The following is a 17249-nucleotide window of genomic DNA, read 5'->3' as shown; positions in this document are numbered from 1 at the left end:
TATCTTTATTATAACTTAGAATGGTACCAATCATACAGTTAGACGTATTACAACATATATATTTTGTTTATTGCTCTTTAGAATCCCTATCCGTTCAAGTTGCTGAAAATATTCTTTTATGGGATGTAATGTGGAATGAATTAGAGGGAAATGTGAAGCAGGATACAGTTGTGTGTTAAGAATATCCATTGCATTTCTGAAGCTAAACTTTCTCTGTTTAACAATTAACTCTAGATAAAGACGGCTCTGCCAAACCCATGGCGGTGTTTTTAACATAAACCCACACTGTATCGGTAAATTGACAAAGTACGGTAATGTCTGGACATTTAAGCCTTGGAGATAAAGCCACTGTCGCCATGCTGTTTCTTTTTTCTGATGAACGGGTACAGGGCGATTGCGCCATTTTTGTAATTCATGTCTCCATGTTTGTAACAAATGGTATGTCGGTAACTTTCTGAGGGTGAAAAAGTCTTTTAATATACATTTCTCTATAGATAGTATTAACAGATTACCAAATGCTTTCGTTTGGGATAAGAAAGAGAAGTCTTGAAAGAAGATAAACTGTTTCTGTGTGCTGCAGTAATAATAAATGGATAAAGGGAAATGTTGATGAAATTGATGGATATAGCTTGCATCATTAGCGGTTAATTTAAGGACTCGGCTTGATAAGCGTTTCAACTTATTTCCACCTAAAATCCAGAGGGGTACAATACCTGCGCTCAGGTAGCTTTCCGTCCTTTTTTTCATATCAATTATAGATATTTCTGCACACTGGTATTCAATAGCTAAAGTTTTCGTACCAATTTCCACTAATAAATCCGGACGTTGCTTGATTTCTGCTAAATAAAATTCTAACTTCACTGGAATCCCCTGTTTTCTCAACCATAAGTATAAATCAAGCTTTCCTTTTTCATGGTATATTCCCTCACCTCCATGCTGGCATGTAGATTTCTTACGATGAGCAAAATGGGCAATCACTTTCTCCCCTGCGCGAATAATTAATTCTTCTTTACAGTCAGGACAATAAAACCGGCCTTCCTCTTTAAGTTTAGACAGTCTATCGGCACTTAAATTATAAAGTGTGACTAACTCCCCGTCACTATTTAATGCTTGTAACAAAAAATCACCTCCATCATGATCTATTCGACATGGAAGTGATTTTTCCTGCTTAATTTTCTATTTGACCTGGAATCGAATTTTTAATGAAAAATGATAAAATAAAGCCTGCTGCTGATATAATGGCAGCAACCAGGAATGAAACATTTACACCATGAATCATTCCCTCCATTCCATTCGATGGATTGGCTTGATTAATCATTATGGAGACTAATAATGCTGTACCGATAGCTCCGGCCATCTGTCTCATTGTATTGTTCATTGCCGTACCATGAGGCACCATGTTACTCGGCAACTGATTTAATCCAGCTGTTGTAACTGGCATCATTACCATCGCTATCCCGAACATTCTAAAGGCATTAACAACCGTTAAGTAAAGATAACTCGTTTCTGTAGTTAAAATGGAAAATAAGAATGTAGTCACAACTAGTATCCCTAGTCCGGTAATCGCTAACCATCTAGCACCAAATTTATCAAACAATTTACCTGTTATCGGGTTCATCGCACCCATTAACAATGCCCCAGGAAGCAGCATCAAACCTGATTGCAATGCAGAAAATCCAAGGTAACTTTGCATCATGATTGGTAAAATAATGGCCCCGCCAATCATTGCAAAGAACGAAATCATTCCAATGGCAGTTGTTAATGTAAACATTTTGTATTGAAAGATTCGAAATTCTAATATCGGCTGTTGTAACTTTAATTGACGTTTAATAAAGATATACAAAGTGACCGCACCAATAATTAAAGGAATATAGACTAAGGGGCTCGTCCAACCATGGTTCACATCACCAGCAGTACTGAATCCATATAACAATCCCCCAAAGCCTAATGTTGATAAGATAATTGATGAAATGTCAACTTTTGGATTCGTTTGTTTTGTTACATTCACTAAGATTTTATATGCGACGATGATATCAATAACTGCAATCGGCAAAATCACATAAAACAAACTTCGCCAATCGAAATGCTCTACTAAATAACCCGATAAGGTCGGTCCAATTGCAGGTGCAAATGCGATTACTAGCCCGAACATCCCCATTGCTGATCCTCTTTTTTCAATAGGGAATACTAAAAACATAATTGTTTGCATTAATGGCATCATTATACCTGCACCTGCTGCCTGCAGTACACGTCCAACTAGTAATACATAAAAACCTGGTGCCATCGCACAAACCAAAGTACCGGCAGCAAAACTGCCCATAGCTGTTAAAAATAATGCCCTTGTTGAAAACTTGCCAATTAAAAAAGCAGTAATTGGAATCATAATTCCATTTACCAGCAAAAAGATGGATTGAAGCCACTGTGCCAACGCTTCATTGATTTCCAAATCAGTCATAATATGTGGTAATGCTGTACCTAGTAATGTTTGGTTTAAGATTGCCACAAATGCTCCTGAAATTAGTACAACCATAAGCGGAGTACGATTTATTGGTCCTTCATTCATAAATTTAATTTCCTTCTTTCTATTTAACGTCTTTTATAATCTATACTAATCATAATAATTTTACACACTTTAAATATATTAACACAGATTATTTCGTATTACGAAATATTTGTTTACCTTCATTTTTATCAATGATTCAAACTGTATTTAGTTTTTTTTCAAAAAAAAATAGGTATTTCTTATTAGAAATACCTAGTTATGCTTGAAAGTGTTCTTTAACTTGTGCTAATGCATCCTCTGCAAAGATTACTTTCCCATATTCTTGTACAACAAACATTGTTTCCGTAGACTCACTGCCAAATTCCAAAATCTGGCTAATTAAATCTTCTTGCTCATCATCTGACAAATATTCCTCATCGAACCTTGTTATGAGCATGTATTTTCCGTTATAGAAGTAAAGCTCTTCCCCCATACCTTCGACCGTTTCAAATATGTGACTCAATTGGATAATATCCTCTAAGTCTCGAAAGCTGACTACTACAACAAAGTCATGTCCATACTGTTCCTCAACTTCGACTTCATCTCTATTTAAAGGCCCAAACTTCTCCTCTAATAAAGATTCAATCTTATCGTCCACAGGCATATCAATCGTCTTACCAGACTCTGTTGGCAACTGTAAGTTCTGCCCGTCCTTTGATATTTGTGCCTTTGTAACAACAATTTCCAGTCCCTTTTCCAGTGCTTGCACCTGAATCCACAAAGGTCCGTCTATTTGAAAGTCTTCTTCATTATAATTTACTTCATCCATGACTTGCCAAAACAATTGCTCGCTTTTTTCGCGATTATACCAAATTTCTTCACGATCAAAGCCTCTGTCTTCGATATCCATGTATGAAATGTAGAATTTGATCGTATTCTCATTAATTCTTTCTATTTCCATAGATTAACTCTCCCTTCTTATATGAATGTTTGGGTTGGAAGGGAATCACCATTCATCTATCTAAACCCTTAACTTTCTCATACCCTAATACATTGCTAAACCATTTAATGAAAAGGTGTTATCTTTATTGTATGACAATGACTGCTAATTTGAAAACATAAAAACTTAATTTTATTAATTTTTTTCACCATTGAAATAAAATAAAGGAGGTATTAACTATAGATTGTAGCTTATTCTATATCATTTGTCATTAGATAAATACATCATTTTATGTTTAGATACTACCCATTTTAATGAATTATTGGAAAAAAAAACAGATCTTTAAGAGATCTGCTTTTTAATTAACCATTCTTTGCGCCTCACGTAATTGAAATGTTCTTACAGTACGTGGTAGGAAGCGTCTAATTTCATCTTCGTTATAACCTACTTGAAGTCTTTTCTCATCTAAGATAATGGGTCTTCTTAATAAACCTGGATTATCCTGAATTAATTGAAATAAATCCTTTAAAGGTAACTGATCTAAATTCACATTCAATTTTTGGAAAACCTTTGAACGGGTAGAGATGATTTCATCTGTACCGTCTTCTGTCATTCGTAAAATCTCTTTGATTTCATTAAGCGATAATGGCTCTGAGAAAATATTACGTTCGTGAAATGCAATGTCATGCTCCTCTAACCATGCTTTGGCTTTCCGACATGATGTACAACTTGGCGAGGTATAAAGTGTTACCATGTAACTTCACTCCTCAATATCGATTTAATTTATAATATGGATGTCTTGTTTAACATCTTTTATTACATTAAAATTAGTTTAAACTACTAACTATGTACTAAGTATACTACATAATGTGTTTGAATGATAGAGCCTCACGTGATTTTCTTCACTTTTTCCACATTATTTACTTAACTAGAGTATACCCTTCCTTTCCTTTACTAAACCTTTTTTAATGATTATTTTTTCTTTTTTTCTTCATATTCTTCCAGGGATTTAAAGATGTCACTTGTCTCACGTTCTTGACCATATGTCAGTACTTCTTCAACTGGTTGATAGGACTTCCCGTAGATTTCTTCATCTTTATATGTATGAATATCCTCATACATTCTTTTCATTTGTTGATAAATTTGTTCTTCATTCTCACCTGTAGGCGACCAATATAGGATTTCTAATGTATTATTCTCGTTTGTAGCTAGTGACTTTCTAGTATATCCAATTGATAATGCATGTTTGAATCCTTCTCGTTGATAAAACCGGAGTCGCTTGGTAGAATCGGTATCCTTATAATCGTAAGGCTCAACTTCCAAGATGATTGGTTTCTGTTTCCTTTTCAGTTTCTCCATTAATTGATGGCCAACACCTTGTCCGCGCGATTCTTTAGAAACATAGACATAATCTATAAAGATAAATGATGGAAATTCTGCATACATCAGAACATGATGTTTCCCCTCATCTTTATAGTACACGTCGCTTTTTTCTTGTAAAAGAATTTCCATATGTTCTTTCGATTTCATCTCTTCTACAGGAAAGTATTGATTCAATTTTTCATACCAGTTCAATCACAACACCTCTATGCAATCTTTGTTTCGTGGTCATCGCAATTAATATACCCGTTCTAATTAAACATTAAACATAATTAAAAAATTAATTTAATGGTGTATAATCTACTCCTTCGGTATAGGAGTTACCTGCATTCCAAATAAGAAATTCATCAATACCGTTCTCATTTAATGCACGTATCTGTGCTTCCACTTCTTCTTTCCCATATTGGAAGGTTGCCCCATTATATAGCCATGGCGCTTCGAAATCCTGAATCCATGGTCTTGAAACTGGGCGGTTTTCCAACTTTCCCAGCACCTCATTCTCAACCTTTGCATATTCATCTACAAGTCGATACGGCTCCTTATCAGGATTGTCAATTCCGAAATATGATGTCCAATGACTTGGATATATCATTGAAGAAATAACATCAACATTCTCTGATATTTTTGAGAAATTTTGTCCGATGCCAGGAGCTTCTTCAATTGTGGCAGAATAGCCAAAGATATCTACAGAGACATCCACATCATAGTATGATAGCTCTTCTTTTGCATATGCAACAAAATCTGTTACAGCTTCTACCCTTTTTTTGACATCATTTTGATCTGATTCTTTATAATCACCTTGATCGTAAGTCAGTTCTTTATCTCTCTTTTCAAATCCTTCAGGGAAACGAACGTAATCAAATTGAATCTCTTTAAATCCAAGTTCTGCTGCCATTTTAGCCAATTTCACATTATAATCCCAAACTTCTTTTTTAAATGGACTAACAAACGCTTCCCCTTTCCCATTTACCCAAACTTCCCCATTTTTTGTGAAAGATAAATCCGGACGTTTTTTTGCTAACACCGAATCTTTAAACACAACAATTCTCGCGATTGGATAAATTTGCTTCTCCTCTAAAACTTCTAACATTGCTCTAGCATCCTTAATATAATTTAAAGAAATGTCTTCAAATTCTGATCCTTCTTCAGGTTTAAAAGTTAAATTCCCATGGTCTTCTTTCACATCAATAACCATCGCATTCAGGTCAGTCGATTCCACTAAACTGATCAAATTTTTAAACCGGGCGCCGCCTGCAGAGGGACCAGTTACGTAAATTCCACGAACAGCATCTGGATACTCAAAATTCAAGCCAGATTGATATGTAAATAGCGGGAGATTAGTTGGAACCTCCAACAAAGACGACGAATTTTGCTTTAACGTATGTAAAGATGCACTTAAAGTCTCGTCTGTTGTCTCATCTGCATACATACTTACAGGGACTAACAAAAATCCAGTAACACATAGAATCATGAGCTTACTTCTTAGTTGAGCGAGGTTCATCATTTTCTATCAAACTCCTACATTTTTTTGTTTACATACATTATATAGAAAATCTCGATACTTTTGTTAAAATTCCACCAATTTTTTTAAATTTATCAGTCGTATCATGTTATTTATATGATGGAAAGGCTCTTATCCACTTAAAGATAAGAGCCTTTATTTATGCTTGTAATTGTTTGAATTCTTCGTCTGTACATAACACCCAATGTCCTGGTTTCACTTCCCGCAGGTCAGAATCCTCTGGATGATAATTTTCCGGATCAAAAGCAACACGTTCCCTGTTTCTCTCAAATTCCGGATCTGGAACAGGTATTGCTGATAACAATGACCTAGTATAAGAATGCAACGGATTATTGTAGAGTTCATCACTTTCCGCTAGTTCTACAATTCTCCCTGCATACATAACAGCAATCCTGTCACTAATATATTTTACCATTGATAGGTCATGGGCAATAAATAGATAGGTCAGACCTCTTTCCTCCTGCAATTCCTTCATTAAGTTAACTACTTGCGCTTGAATGGAAACATCAAGTGCAGAAATAGGTTCATCTGCAATAATAAACTCCGGGTTAACTGCAAGAGCTCTGGCAATCCCAATTCGCTGACGTTGACCACCACTGAATTCGTGGGGATAACGGGAGGCATGCTGTTTGTTCAACCCAACTGTTTCCAGAAGCTCATGAACTCTTGCCGTCTTTTCTTTATCATTTTTTGCCAGTCCATGAATATCCATACCCTCTGCAATGATGTCTTTAACTGTCATTCGAGGGTTTAAAGAGGCGTACGGATCTTGAAAAATCATCTGCATCTGACGATTAAAAGCTTTTAAATCTTTTTTCGATTTTACACTATGCACATCCGTTCCATTGAAAACAACCTCACCGCTCGTTGCATTGTATAATCGAATAATTGTTCTTCCGGTAGTTGATTTTCCACAACCCGATTCCCCAACAAGACCAAAAGTTTCACCTCGGTAGATATCAAAGCTAATTCCGTCCACTGCTTTAACAACATTATTTTTTCCTGTATGGAAATGTTGTTTTAAATCTTTTACTTCTAATATTTTTTCTTGTTGCTTCATGATTGACTTCCCTCCTGACCAGAGATGCCCGCCATTCGTTTTTTCACTGCTGGAGGCGGCTCAATTTCTGGCGCATTTTCATGTAAAAGCCATGTTGCCGCATAATGGGAATCAGACACTTTAAACATTGGAGGCTCTTCTTCAAAATCTATCGCTAAAGCAAACTCATTTCTTGCAGCAAAAGCATCCCCTTTAGGCGGTTGGATTAAATCAGGCGGTGTACCGGGAATTGCTAGTAATTTCCCTTCATTACTGTCAACCGTTGGCATTGATCCAAGTAACCCCCATGTATACGGATGTTTGGGATTATAAAAAACATCATCCACAGTACCGATTTCCACAATCTTCCCTGCATACATTACAGCAACACGATCTGCTACATTGGCAACAACTCCAAGGTCATGGGTAATAAATATAATCGATGTATCCATTTTCTCTTGAATGTCCTTCATTAATTCAATGATTTGTGCTTGGATCGTTACATCTAAAGCTGTTGTTGGTTCATCTGCAATTAACACTTTCGGATTACAAGCAAGAGCAATTGCAATTACGACACGTTGCCGCATCCCGCCAGAGAATTGGTGAGGGTATTGGTCTATCCTTTTCTCAGGGTTTGGAATCCCTACAAGGTTTAATAATTCCAGAGCTCTCGCTCTAGCCTCATCTTTACTTTTCCCTTGATGAAGAATTAGACCTTCCATGATTTGCTTACCAATTTTCATTGTTGGATTTAATGATGTCATTGGATCCTGGAAAATCATAGATATATCTTTTCCTCGAATCTTTTGCATTTGTTTATTACTTAATTTCGCTAAGTCTTTGCCTTCAAACAAAATTTCACCTTCAGGTATTTTACCTGCTGGCTTTTTGATTAAACCCATTAGGGCCTTTGTTGTAACAGACTTCCCTGAGCCTGACTCCCCAACAATCGCCAGGGTCTCCCCTTTTTTTAGTGAGAAATTAACACCTCTCACCGCTTGTACCTTGCCACCGTACGTATCAAAGGTTATATTCAAATTGTTCACATCTAATATTGTTTCCATCTCTTCCACCCCGCTTTCTATCGTCTCATTTTCGGATCTAATGCATCACGAACTCCATCGGCTAATATATTAAAACCAATCATCAATAAAGAAATAATTACAGCAGGGAATAATAACATGTATGGATATACTCTGTAATCATCAAATGCTGAATCAATTAATGTCCCTAATGATGCAATTGGCGGTTGTAGTCCAAGTCCAATAAAGCTTAAAAAGGATTCAAAGAAAATCGCACTAGGTATTGTAAACATTGTCTGTATAATGATCACACTCATTACATTTGGAATCAAATGTTTCATTAAAATTCGTTTATCGTTTGCACCTAACGTTCTTGCTGCTAAAACAAACTCTTGTCCCTTTAATTTCATTACTTGCCCGCGGACAATTCTTGCCATACCAATCCAGCCAGTAATTGTCAATGCTATAGTGATCGCTAGTAAACCAGGATCAAGCAGCATAATCATTAAAATAACGACAACTAAGTTTGGTATTCCTGATAAAACTTCAATAATTCGCTGCATTATATTATCTGTACGTCCACCGTAATAACCGGAGACCCCACCATATAGAACACCTATCACCATATCAATCATCGCAGCTAAAACTCCGATATATAATGAAATTTGTGTTCCTTTCCAAATTCTTGTCCAAAGATCCCGTCCCATACTATCTGTGCCAAACCAATAGTACGTATCATCGAAGCCTTTGGAGGCATATGCATCCACTTCAATTGCAACCGTATAATAATTGTCATTACTCTCATCCGGTTCTTCAATAACTTCTGAATTTTGCACATATTTTTCATCAATCCCATATCCATCTAATCCACGCTGGATGGCATCTTCCACAGTTGTCCCTTGTACTTCACGTGTTTGCATTCCATCCAATCCCAGCCAGCCCAGGCCTTGAACTTTTGGCGGCAAATAGGCTGCATCATAATTCGCATCTTCCATTGAGTAGTCATTCATTAGCGGTCCAATTAATGCAAGCAATACAATCAATATGATGACAATTAATCCAGCGATTGCTCCTTTATTCTTCATTAAACGAAGCCAGGCATCTTTCCAATAGGAGAGTTGAGGACGAGTGAGTTTTTCACCTAACTCTTCTTGTAAATGGACACGCTGAAACTTCTCATGACTGTATTTTTTAGTTTCTTTGTCCATTAGTCCTTCCCTCCTGTAATTCGAATTCTTGGATCAATTAAGCCGTAAAGCAAATCAACAATTAATATAACAACAACAAACAATACAGCGAATAAAATCGTTGTTCCCATAATCACCGGATAATCATTTGTATTAATCGACCGAACAAATTGCTCACCAATTCCAGGAACCGCGAATATTTGCTCAATAACTAATGTACCTGTCATTAAGCTGACCGTCATTGGTCCTAATACCGTAATAACCGGAATCAATGCATTTCTTAACGCATGCCTAAACATAATTCTCCTGCTCGACACACCTTTTGCACGCGCCAATTCAATATAATCAGAACCTAATACATCAAGCATTTCTGTCCGCATAAACCTGGCGCAAATCGCCATTGGGAAAATCATTAAAGCGATTGTCGGTAACACCGTATGAACAGGAGTCTCCCAAAATGAAACGGGGAACCATCTCAGCTTAACGGCAAGATAGTATTGTAATAATCCGGCAAAGACAAAGGAAGGTATTGATATTCCTATCACTGCAATTATATTGGATATATAGTCAACCCAAGAATTATACCTGATTGCTGCAATCATCCCTAATACGATTCCCAGAATCGATCCTATGATTAATGCCTGCGCACCCAATTGTGCGGATGGACCAATTCGTTCAGAAATTACGTCTGTAACTGGACGGTTATTGTATTGAAAAGACAAGCCGAGATCACCGCGAACCACACCTGTTAGATATTTCACATATTGGACAGGTACAGGCTCATCTAAACCATATTTTTGCTCTAATACCGCCTCTTGTTCTTCGGTCATTTTCCCGCCTAGATTATTAAACGGAGTTCCAGGCATCAGTTTCATCAAGAAAAAAGTGGCGGTTATGATTATAAATAATGTGATAATCATATATAGTAGTCGTTGTAATAGATATTTAGCCAATCTTCCCACCTCCTATAAGGTATTAAACTAATGAAATATTCTAACAATTTGAATAACAGGGGAAAAGAGAGTAAAGCTATCTAAATAACAGCTTTACTCTCTCCCCGTTTTTAACTATCCGACTTTATTGGATATCTACATATTTATAGCTGTAGTTATTACCAAATGGATTTAACTGATCTAACCCAGTTACACCATTTTTAAATAGTACAGATGTTTTTCTTTGCAAGATTGGTGCGACTCCGGCTTCTTCTAAAAGAAGCTTCTCCGCTTCTTGCATTGCTTCAAAACGAGCAACAGGGTCAGTTGCCAATTCACCTTTAGCAGATTTCACTAAAGCGTCATACTCTTCATTTGAATAGCCAACGTCATTATTTTCACTATCAGTCAGGAAAATATCAAGGAATGAAATTGGATCAATATAATCAGGACCCCAGCCGGAAATAGCTAAATCATATTTTTTGTCACGCATTAGCTCTAATTGTTGTCCCCAAGGTACATTTTTCGCATTAATTGTTAAGCCATCTAAATTAGCTTCTAATTCAGTTTTAATGAATTCAGAAACTGTTTTTCCTACTTCACTATCTTGGTTAATAAATGTAAGTGTTACTTCTTCAAAACCGATTTCTTCTTTTGCTTTTTGCCAATATTCTTGTGCTGATTCTACATCAAATGATAATATATCACTACCTGTTTGAAAATCTTCCCCTGTTTCTGGATGTTCAGCAAACTCAGCAGGGACAAAGAAATCGATTGGTGTAGAATCATTTCCATAAACCACATCAATGTATGCTTGTTTATTAATTGCTTTTGCTAATGCCATTCTAAAATTAAGGTTTGACATATACTCACTATGCTCCACAGAACCCTGATTCATTTTCACATAGAATACGGATGATTCTGTTAGTGTATGATATTCAGGGCTTGTTTGATTATCTTTCACCTGTGCACCTGCTAATGTAACACGGTCTAAGTTACCTGTTTCATAATTAGAAAGCATTGTATCATCATCTTTAATAACTTTTACAGATATGCCATCAAGCGCTACATTCTCAGCATCCCAATAGCTTTCGTTTTTCTCTAATTCCCAGCCATCTTCTGCCTTCCAGCTCGTCATTTTAAATGGACCGTTGGCAAGAATACTTTCAGGTGACAATGAGAAGTTATCTCCTTGCTCTTCCACAAACTCTTTGTGAGCTGGTAAGAAGTTAGAGTTAATTACATATGAATCAAAATATGGAACCGGTGTTTCCAATTCTACAACGAATGTATAATCATCTGGTGCACTAACACCTAATTCTTCTGGTGCTAACTCTCCGGCAAAAATTTGCTCAGCATTTTTAATTTTTCCGTTCATTAGATAATCACCATAAAATGAACCATTATCTGGGTTAGTCGCACGCTGCCAACCGTAAACAAAATCATGTGCTGTTACTGGATCACCATTTTCCCATGTAGCATCTTCGCGTAAATGGAAGGTATAAGTTAATCCATCTTCACTCACTTCTGTTTCTTCCATTTTCGCAATACCAGATACAATTTCTCCACCTGGTGCTTGACGATATAACCCTTCATAAACCGTATCAATCCACTGTGTAGAAACATTGTCTTCTGTCATGATAGGATCCATTGTTGGAATATCAGAACGTTCAGCAATCCTAAGTACTTTTTCGTCTTGCGCTTCCTCATTACCTTCATCGTTAGTATTTTCCTCTGAAGTGTTATCGTTTCCAGTAGAACACGCTACTAACATTATAGCTAACATTGCGATGAACAACGCTAAAAGCCAACTTCTATTCTTCATATAAATAGCCTCCCATATATTTTTTTTATGTTAATTCTGTAAAGTTTCTGAAAACTTATAAAAGGTATTATACAGCCATCCAGCTTCACTTGCACTAAGAATGTTAATCTTTTTTACAAATTTCGTTAAAATTCGTTCTTTTAACTTATATAAACTAGTATATATGGACTAATCCTATTGAATTAATTTGAATAATCGGACTATTGCGATTCTTTGAAATATTCTATCAATTGTTATTTAGGCAGTATTATTGGATAATGGTATGGAAAGGAGTTTACTATATGAAAAAACAACTTCTTATTTTTATATTTCATTGTTTACTATGTGTACTTTTGGTTTTTTTACTTAAAAGAGATACCCCAATTATTGACAGCATAAACTATGCGTTTTATATCTCTGGATTCTATTTAACAGCAGGGTTGTTGCTCCTGGTAGTCTCTAGGGGATTCTTCGATATTACAGTAGAGAGTTTCAAGAAAGTATTTACACGTATTGATAAAAAGAGGCAATGGGAAGGTACTTGGCAAGACCCACGTCTACTATCAGAGAAAGTAACCCCTGGCTGGATTCGATTTTGTCTCATACAAGGCGGATTGATGTTGGTAGTCATGGCAATTTTACTAGCGATTTATTATTAATTAACTTGAAAAAATTTGCTTTATTCTATATAATTCAATCAAAATCATATATACTTTGAAATCGAAAAGTTGAGTACTTCTTATCCTCTAGTTAAAGAGAGCCTATGGTCGCTGGAAATAGGTACTATGATAAAGAAGAAAGTGGGCTTTTCTCGCAGATTTTTCAATGTTTAACTAGGCATTAACTAGTCATAAAGTGATCACATTTTATTGTGATAACAAGGGTGGCACCGCGGTTCATTCGTCCCTTCTGCAATAGGGAGAATGAACCTTTTTGTATGCAAAAAAAATTACCGAGGTGAAAAACATGAAGAAAATTTTCTCAGGAATTCAGCCGAGTGGAACACTAACATTAGGTAACTATTTAGGGGCGATGAAACATTTTGTTACATTACAAGAGGAAAATGAATGCTATTTCTGTGTAGTCGATGAGCATGCTATTACTGTGCCCCAGGATCGATTAGAATTACGAAAAAATATTAAATCACTAGCAGCTTTATACATTGCGTCAGGAATTGACCCAGATAAATCCGTATTATTTATTCAATCAGAAGTACCAGCACACACTCAACTTGGATGGATGTTACAAACAGTCAGCTACATAGGTGAATTAGAAAGAATGACACAATTCAAAGATAAGTCAAGCGGGAAAGAAGCTGTATCAGCAGGTCTGCTTACATACCCCCCACTTATGGCTGCAGATATCTTATTGTACCAAACAGATATTGTCCCAGTTGGTGAAGATCAAAAACAACACCTTGAGTTAACTCGTGACTTAGCGCAACGATTCAATAATCGTTATAATGAAATTTTTACAATCCCTGAAATCAGCATTCCTAAAATTGGTGCTCGCATTATGTCATTACAAGAACCAACAAAGAAAATGAGTAAATCTGATGAAAACCAAAAAGCATCCATATTGATGCTGGATACAGAAAAACAAATAGAGAAGAAAATAAAAAGTGCTGTAACCGACTCTGATGGCATTGTGAAATATGATAAAGAAAACAAACCAGGAATTAGTAATTTGCTGACAATCTATGCAAGCTGTACTGGGGAAAGCATAGAACAACTCGAAGCAAAATATGAAGGAAAAGGTTATGGCGAATTCAAGCAAGATACTGCTAATGCTGTTATTGCAACATTACGACCAATTCAACAAAAATACCAGCAGTTAATGGAATCGGAAGAACTCGACTTATTACTAGACCAAGGTGCTGAAAAAGCCAACTTTGCTGCAAATAAAATGATTGCAAAAGCAAAAAAAGCAATGGGACTTGGACGAGTAAAGAAAAAGAAATAAGTCACCTTGAGAGTATTGCGAATATATAGTATAATTAAGTTAACAAATAATATTGAATAAACCCACAGCTGCAACTGTGGGTTTATGGATAAGCGGTTCCCCAGGAGGATCGGCCATCAATACATGATAGACCTCACCTAATCATTTTCACTGGTTAACAGGTGAGGTCTATTTTCGATTGATCATGGAAACAATCAATGCGAGTAAAGCAATGAGAAAGGTTCCAAAACCAAATAGAACCATAAAACTCTCATACATACTCACAGGCATCCCCCCTTCCATATTGGGGTTTAGCCGACCTCAGCCTAAAAGAACATTATCCCTATTTAGTATATCACAATATCAAGGAACGAATATTTGTTCTAATTATATCAAAACAGCAAAAAAGAGCATTTTAATTAAATGGTGAAAACCTCTCCCGTGTTTTTTGTCTGTCTATTTTAGAGATTTTGTTGTTTTGGGATTCTGCTCTTCTTCTAGAATATTCTCATAGAAAGCTTGCCCTTTCATAATCTGATGGCAGAAATTTTCATGTTTAGGTGACCAGCCTGCCACTAAATCCTCATATAAATGGTTCCATGCCTCTTTGAAATTCATTTTTTTAATGGACGCATAATCCTCAGGCTGCCATTCTGTTAGCCAATATCTTATTTCTTCCAGACATTCCGAGACTTGCAGCTGGTCTAGGGCCATCATAAGTAATTGCTTTAACTGTCGCTCTCTTCTAGTCAATCCTGTCATAGATTCAGGAGATAATGATAAAATATGGAACTCTTTCTCAACTACATTGTTACTTTGATAAAACTTAGCCTCTCTTCCTTCAATTAACTCTAATACTAATCTTTCTTGTCTAGGAATTAAACGACTTTTCTTTATAGGTATTTGGTAGCCCATTGTATCGAATGCTAAAATGGACCGCCCGTCTGTAACAATACATGCATACTCTAAGACTTTTCTTTCCTGGTTTTTCCGGATATATGCACGTTTATAAATCTGTTCTAACATTTCCTTTGGTATATCATGTAAGTCATTCTCAATCGTATGAAAGGTTTTTTCATCAATATAGAGTACGGGAACTTGATCTAATATTTCAATTCCGTCAGAAGTCCGCCATTCATGGAAAGAACAAATATTATATCCGTTCTCCTCTCCTTCAAACCAATTCACCCATACATCATGTAAATATAACATATGATAAACCCTCACTTTACGCTAATTTCTTATCCAACAGTATGACCAAATGAGGAAAATTTATTCTTTTGTTGTTATTATTTTACAGACATTACTGTTAATTTATTCAATGCAATTCCCATCATAATTAGACCTACAATGAAAAGATAGCACTCCATTTTGGTTTGAATGATAGATATATAACCGAAGAAAGTAAGACCAGCTGGGATAAAATTCAAGTATAAAATTATTGACATTCCTCCAGATATTGCGAAGCCAAATCCGAGTAGGAAAAGTAATACATATATCATACCTATTCACCTGCTTGTCCTAATCTTTTTATTAAGTATATGTGATAGGATATATTGATAGAATAGATGTTAAGAAAAAAGGGGAGTGACGTACTAAATGATTGTAAGGGAACGTGCTAACGAATATGTTATGATTGAGCAGCATTGTCATGCCCAAATATCGGGCGATATTATGTCTCAGTGGAAAGAGTGTCTGTTTATAGGAGATTCATTCAGGAATTCGGTTGAATTAGCTGTCTATTTCCATGATTATGGCTGGTCTGAATTCGATAAGCGACCTCTTTGGAACGATAGGGAAAAAGCACCCTGCACATTTGCCAATTTCCCTATCAATCGAAAGATCACTCTATATCAACAGGGAATTGAGGCAGTGGAAAAGATGGATCTTTATGCTGCGCTTTTATGCAGTGAACACTATAAGAGGTTTCTGCTAAATGACATGTCCAAAGATGCACAAAAATTTGTCGCAAAAGAATTGTCCCGTCAGAATCGAATCATTAACAGTATGAACGAATTTGACCAGCAATTATTCAATTTCCATTATCACTTCCTTCAATTCGGAGACAATTTATCCTTGTTTTTATGTTTAAATGAACCTGGCAGCAAGAACCATCCCTTCTTTAAAAAAGGGATTCCTTTAGGCTCTTCCCTTGTTGGCTTTAAAGATGCCTTTTTAGATATACAATGGAAAGGTGATAACACCATAATGCTTAAGAACTTTCCATTCGCCAGACCATTAGACATCTCCTATTGGCAAAAAGCAGTAAAGAAAGAAACGATTGAAAAGGATGGATTAATCCCCGCTTATGAATCCACCCCCGCTGAAGAAATTGCAATAGAGATTCTGCCTATTAACTAAGAAAATCACCTCAAGGGTGAGGTGATTTTTATCAGGTTATGGTGTTCTCAATTGTTCTTGTAATTTTATGAATTCTTCATTCACATGATTCATCATTATTTCCATGCCAACTTTTTTTGATTCGTTTTCTGGAAGGTAAATTGGCTTTCCATAAATTAACTTTGGCTTCCTCCGCTTAAATAAGTCTTTAAAATTATTTGGACCAATATATGCTGCTGGAATGATTGGTACCTTCGAGTTAGCGGCAATTGTAACTGCTCCTCTTTTCAATGGTACATCTTCACTCTTTCTTGTTCCACTTGGGAAAATTCCTACAACCTTTCCTTCAGCCAGTAACCGGCGGGGGACCTTTATTGAACTAGGCCCGGGGTTCTCTCGATCAACCGGAAATGCATGCAGATGATACATCAGCCATTTCATCATTTTCGATTGAAATAACTCCTTTTTAGCCATATAGTTGATTTCTTTAGGCAATGTTGCAATTCCTAACCATAATATATCAACCCACCCTGTGTGTGTACAAGCAATGACATACCCACCTGTTTTAGGTAAATTTTCTTTTTGATACACTTCAATTCTCCCAAACAAACTTAGTACTACTTTTAATAAATTTGCTGCAAATTTATACATATTGGGCAC

The 17249-nt window shown here is 36.1% G+C and carries 18 protein-coding genes and 1 other annotated feature; of the genes, 3 read left to right on the top strand and 15 right to left on the bottom strand.

Going from position 1 to position 17249, the window contains the following annotated elements; translation table 11 throughout:
• Positions 1–30 precede the first annotated feature (30 nt).
• The 11 genes from ACFOY7_RS09200 to ACFOY7_RS09150 form a co-directional block, all read right to left on the bottom strand.
• A complete protein-coding gene (locus tag ACFOY7_RS09200) occupies positions 31–1119 on the bottom strand; it encodes a competence protein CoiA (protein WP_390251607.1) in 1089 nt (362 codons plus the stop codon).
• A 49-nt stretch (positions 1120–1168) separates the two neighbouring features.
• Positions 1169–2563 (bottom strand): MDR family MFS transporter, encoded by a 1395-nt coding sequence (locus ACFOY7_RS09195; protein WP_390251605.1) that lies wholly within the window; start codon positions 2561–2563, stop codon positions 1169–1171.
• Between the two features lie 196 nt (positions 2564–2759).
• Entirely contained in the window at positions 2760–3443 is a 684-nt protein-coding gene (gene mecA, locus ACFOY7_RS09190) for an adaptor protein MecA (RefSeq protein WP_390251603.1), read from the bottom strand.
• Positions 3444–3780: 337 nt separating this feature from the next.
• A complete protein-coding gene (gene spxA, locus ACFOY7_RS09185; RefSeq protein ID WP_390251601.1) occupies positions 3781–4176 on the bottom strand; it encodes a transcriptional regulator SpxA in 396 nt (131 codons plus the stop codon).
• 218 nt (positions 4177–4394) lie between these two features.
• A complete protein-coding gene (locus ACFOY7_RS09180) occupies positions 4395–4997 on the bottom strand; it encodes a GNAT family N-acetyltransferase (protein WP_390251598.1) in 603 nt (200 codons plus the stop codon).
• A gap of 85 nt (positions 4998–5082) precedes the next feature.
• The gene (locus tag ACFOY7_RS09175; RefSeq protein WP_390251596.1) at positions 5083–6306 is read right to left on the bottom strand and encodes a putative glycoside hydrolase; all 1224 of its coding nucleotides are present in this window, start codon (positions 6304–6306) and stop codon (positions 5083–5085) included.
• A 157-nt stretch (positions 6307–6463) separates the two neighbouring features.
• On the bottom strand, positions 6464–7384 hold the full coding sequence (locus ACFOY7_RS09170) for an ABC transporter ATP-binding protein (protein WP_390251594.1): 921 nt from the start codon (positions 7382–7384) through the stop codon (positions 6464–6466).
• A complete protein-coding gene (locus ACFOY7_RS09165; RefSeq protein ID WP_390251592.1) occupies positions 7381–8427 on the bottom strand; it encodes an ABC transporter ATP-binding protein in 1047 nt (348 codons plus the stop codon). The genes ACFOY7_RS09170 and ACFOY7_RS09165 overlap by 4 nt, the downstream gene beginning before the upstream one ends.
• 17 nt (positions 8428–8444) lie before the next feature.
• Complete coding sequence (gene opp3C / locus ACFOY7_RS09160; protein WP_390251590.1) at positions 8445–9593, bottom strand: oligopeptide ABC transporter permease; 1149 nt, start codon at positions 9591–9593, stop codon at positions 8445–8447.
• Positions 9593–10525, bottom strand: coding sequence for an oligopeptide ABC transporter permease (gene opp3b, locus ACFOY7_RS09155; protein ID WP_390251588.1), 933 nt, complete (start codon positions 10523–10525; stop codon positions 9593–9595). Before opp3b ends, opp3C begins: the two co-directional genes overlap by 1 nt.
• Positions 10526–10649: 124 nt before the next feature.
• A complete protein-coding gene (locus ACFOY7_RS09150) occupies positions 10650–12329 on the bottom strand; it encodes a peptide ABC transporter substrate-binding protein (RefSeq protein WP_390251586.1) in 1680 nt (559 codons plus the stop codon).
• A 281-nt stretch (positions 12330–12610) separates the two neighbouring features.
• Between ACFOY7_RS09150 and ACFOY7_RS09145 the strand changes: the two genes are divergently transcribed.
• Together ACFOY7_RS09145 and trpS are read left to right on the top strand one after the other, a co-directional pair.
• Entirely contained in the window at positions 12611–12967 is a 357-nt protein-coding gene (locus tag ACFOY7_RS09145; RefSeq protein WP_390251584.1) for a DUF3899 domain-containing protein, read from the top strand.
• Positions 12968–13024: 57 nt separating this feature from the next.
• Positions 13025–13219: a binding site (T-box leader), on the top strand.
• Positions 13220–13274: 55 nt separating this feature from the next.
• Entirely contained in the window at positions 13275–14270 is a 996-nt protein-coding gene (trpS, locus tag ACFOY7_RS09140) for a tryptophan--tRNA ligase (RefSeq protein ID WP_390251582.1), read from the top strand.
• A gap of 168 nt (positions 14271–14438) precedes the next feature.
• On the opposite strand, the gene ACFOY7_RS09135 is transcribed toward trpS, so the two are convergent.
• From ACFOY7_RS09135 to ACFOY7_RS09125, 3 genes are all read right to left on the bottom strand, one after another.
• Positions 14439–14528, bottom strand: coding sequence for a putative holin-like toxin (locus ACFOY7_RS09135; protein WP_390252073.1), 90 nt, complete (start codon positions 14526–14528; stop codon positions 14439–14441).
• Positions 14529–14705: 177 nt separating this feature from the next.
• The gene (locus ACFOY7_RS09130; RefSeq protein WP_390251580.1) at positions 14706–15461 is read right to left on the bottom strand and encodes a DUF3603 family protein; all 756 of its coding nucleotides are present in this window, start codon (positions 15459–15461) and stop codon (positions 14706–14708) included.
• Positions 15462–15538: 77 nt separating this feature from the next.
• Positions 15539–15751 (bottom strand): hypothetical protein, encoded by a 213-nt coding sequence (locus tag ACFOY7_RS09125; protein WP_390251578.1) that lies wholly within the window; start codon positions 15749–15751, stop codon positions 15539–15541.
• 97 nt (positions 15752–15848) lie between these two features.
• Here ACFOY7_RS09125 and ACFOY7_RS09120 point away from each other — a divergent pair, with 97 nt between their 5' ends.
• Positions 15849–16610: a DUF3891 family protein gene (locus ACFOY7_RS09120; RefSeq protein WP_390251576.1), complete on the top strand. Its 762-nt coding sequence runs from the start codon at positions 15849–15851 to the stop codon at positions 16608–16610.
• A gap of 36 nt (positions 16611–16646) precedes the next feature.
• Here the strand turns inward: ACFOY7_RS09120 and ACFOY7_RS09115 are convergent, their stop codons facing one another.
• Positions 16647–17240: a lysophospholipid acyltransferase family protein gene (locus ACFOY7_RS09115; RefSeq protein WP_390251574.1), complete on the bottom strand. Its 594-nt coding sequence runs from the start codon at positions 17238–17240 to the stop codon at positions 16647–16649.
• Positions 17241–17249: the final 9 nt, after the last annotated feature.

The organism is Gracilibacillus xinjiangensis (assembly GCF_042651765.1).
Taxonomy (GTDB): Bacteria; Bacillota; Bacilli; order Bacillales; family Amphibacillaceae; genus Gracilibacillus; species Gracilibacillus xinjiangensis.
The sequence above is the reverse complement of the archived record's forward strand: the minus strand, read 5'-3'. Positions and strand labels throughout refer to the sequence as shown.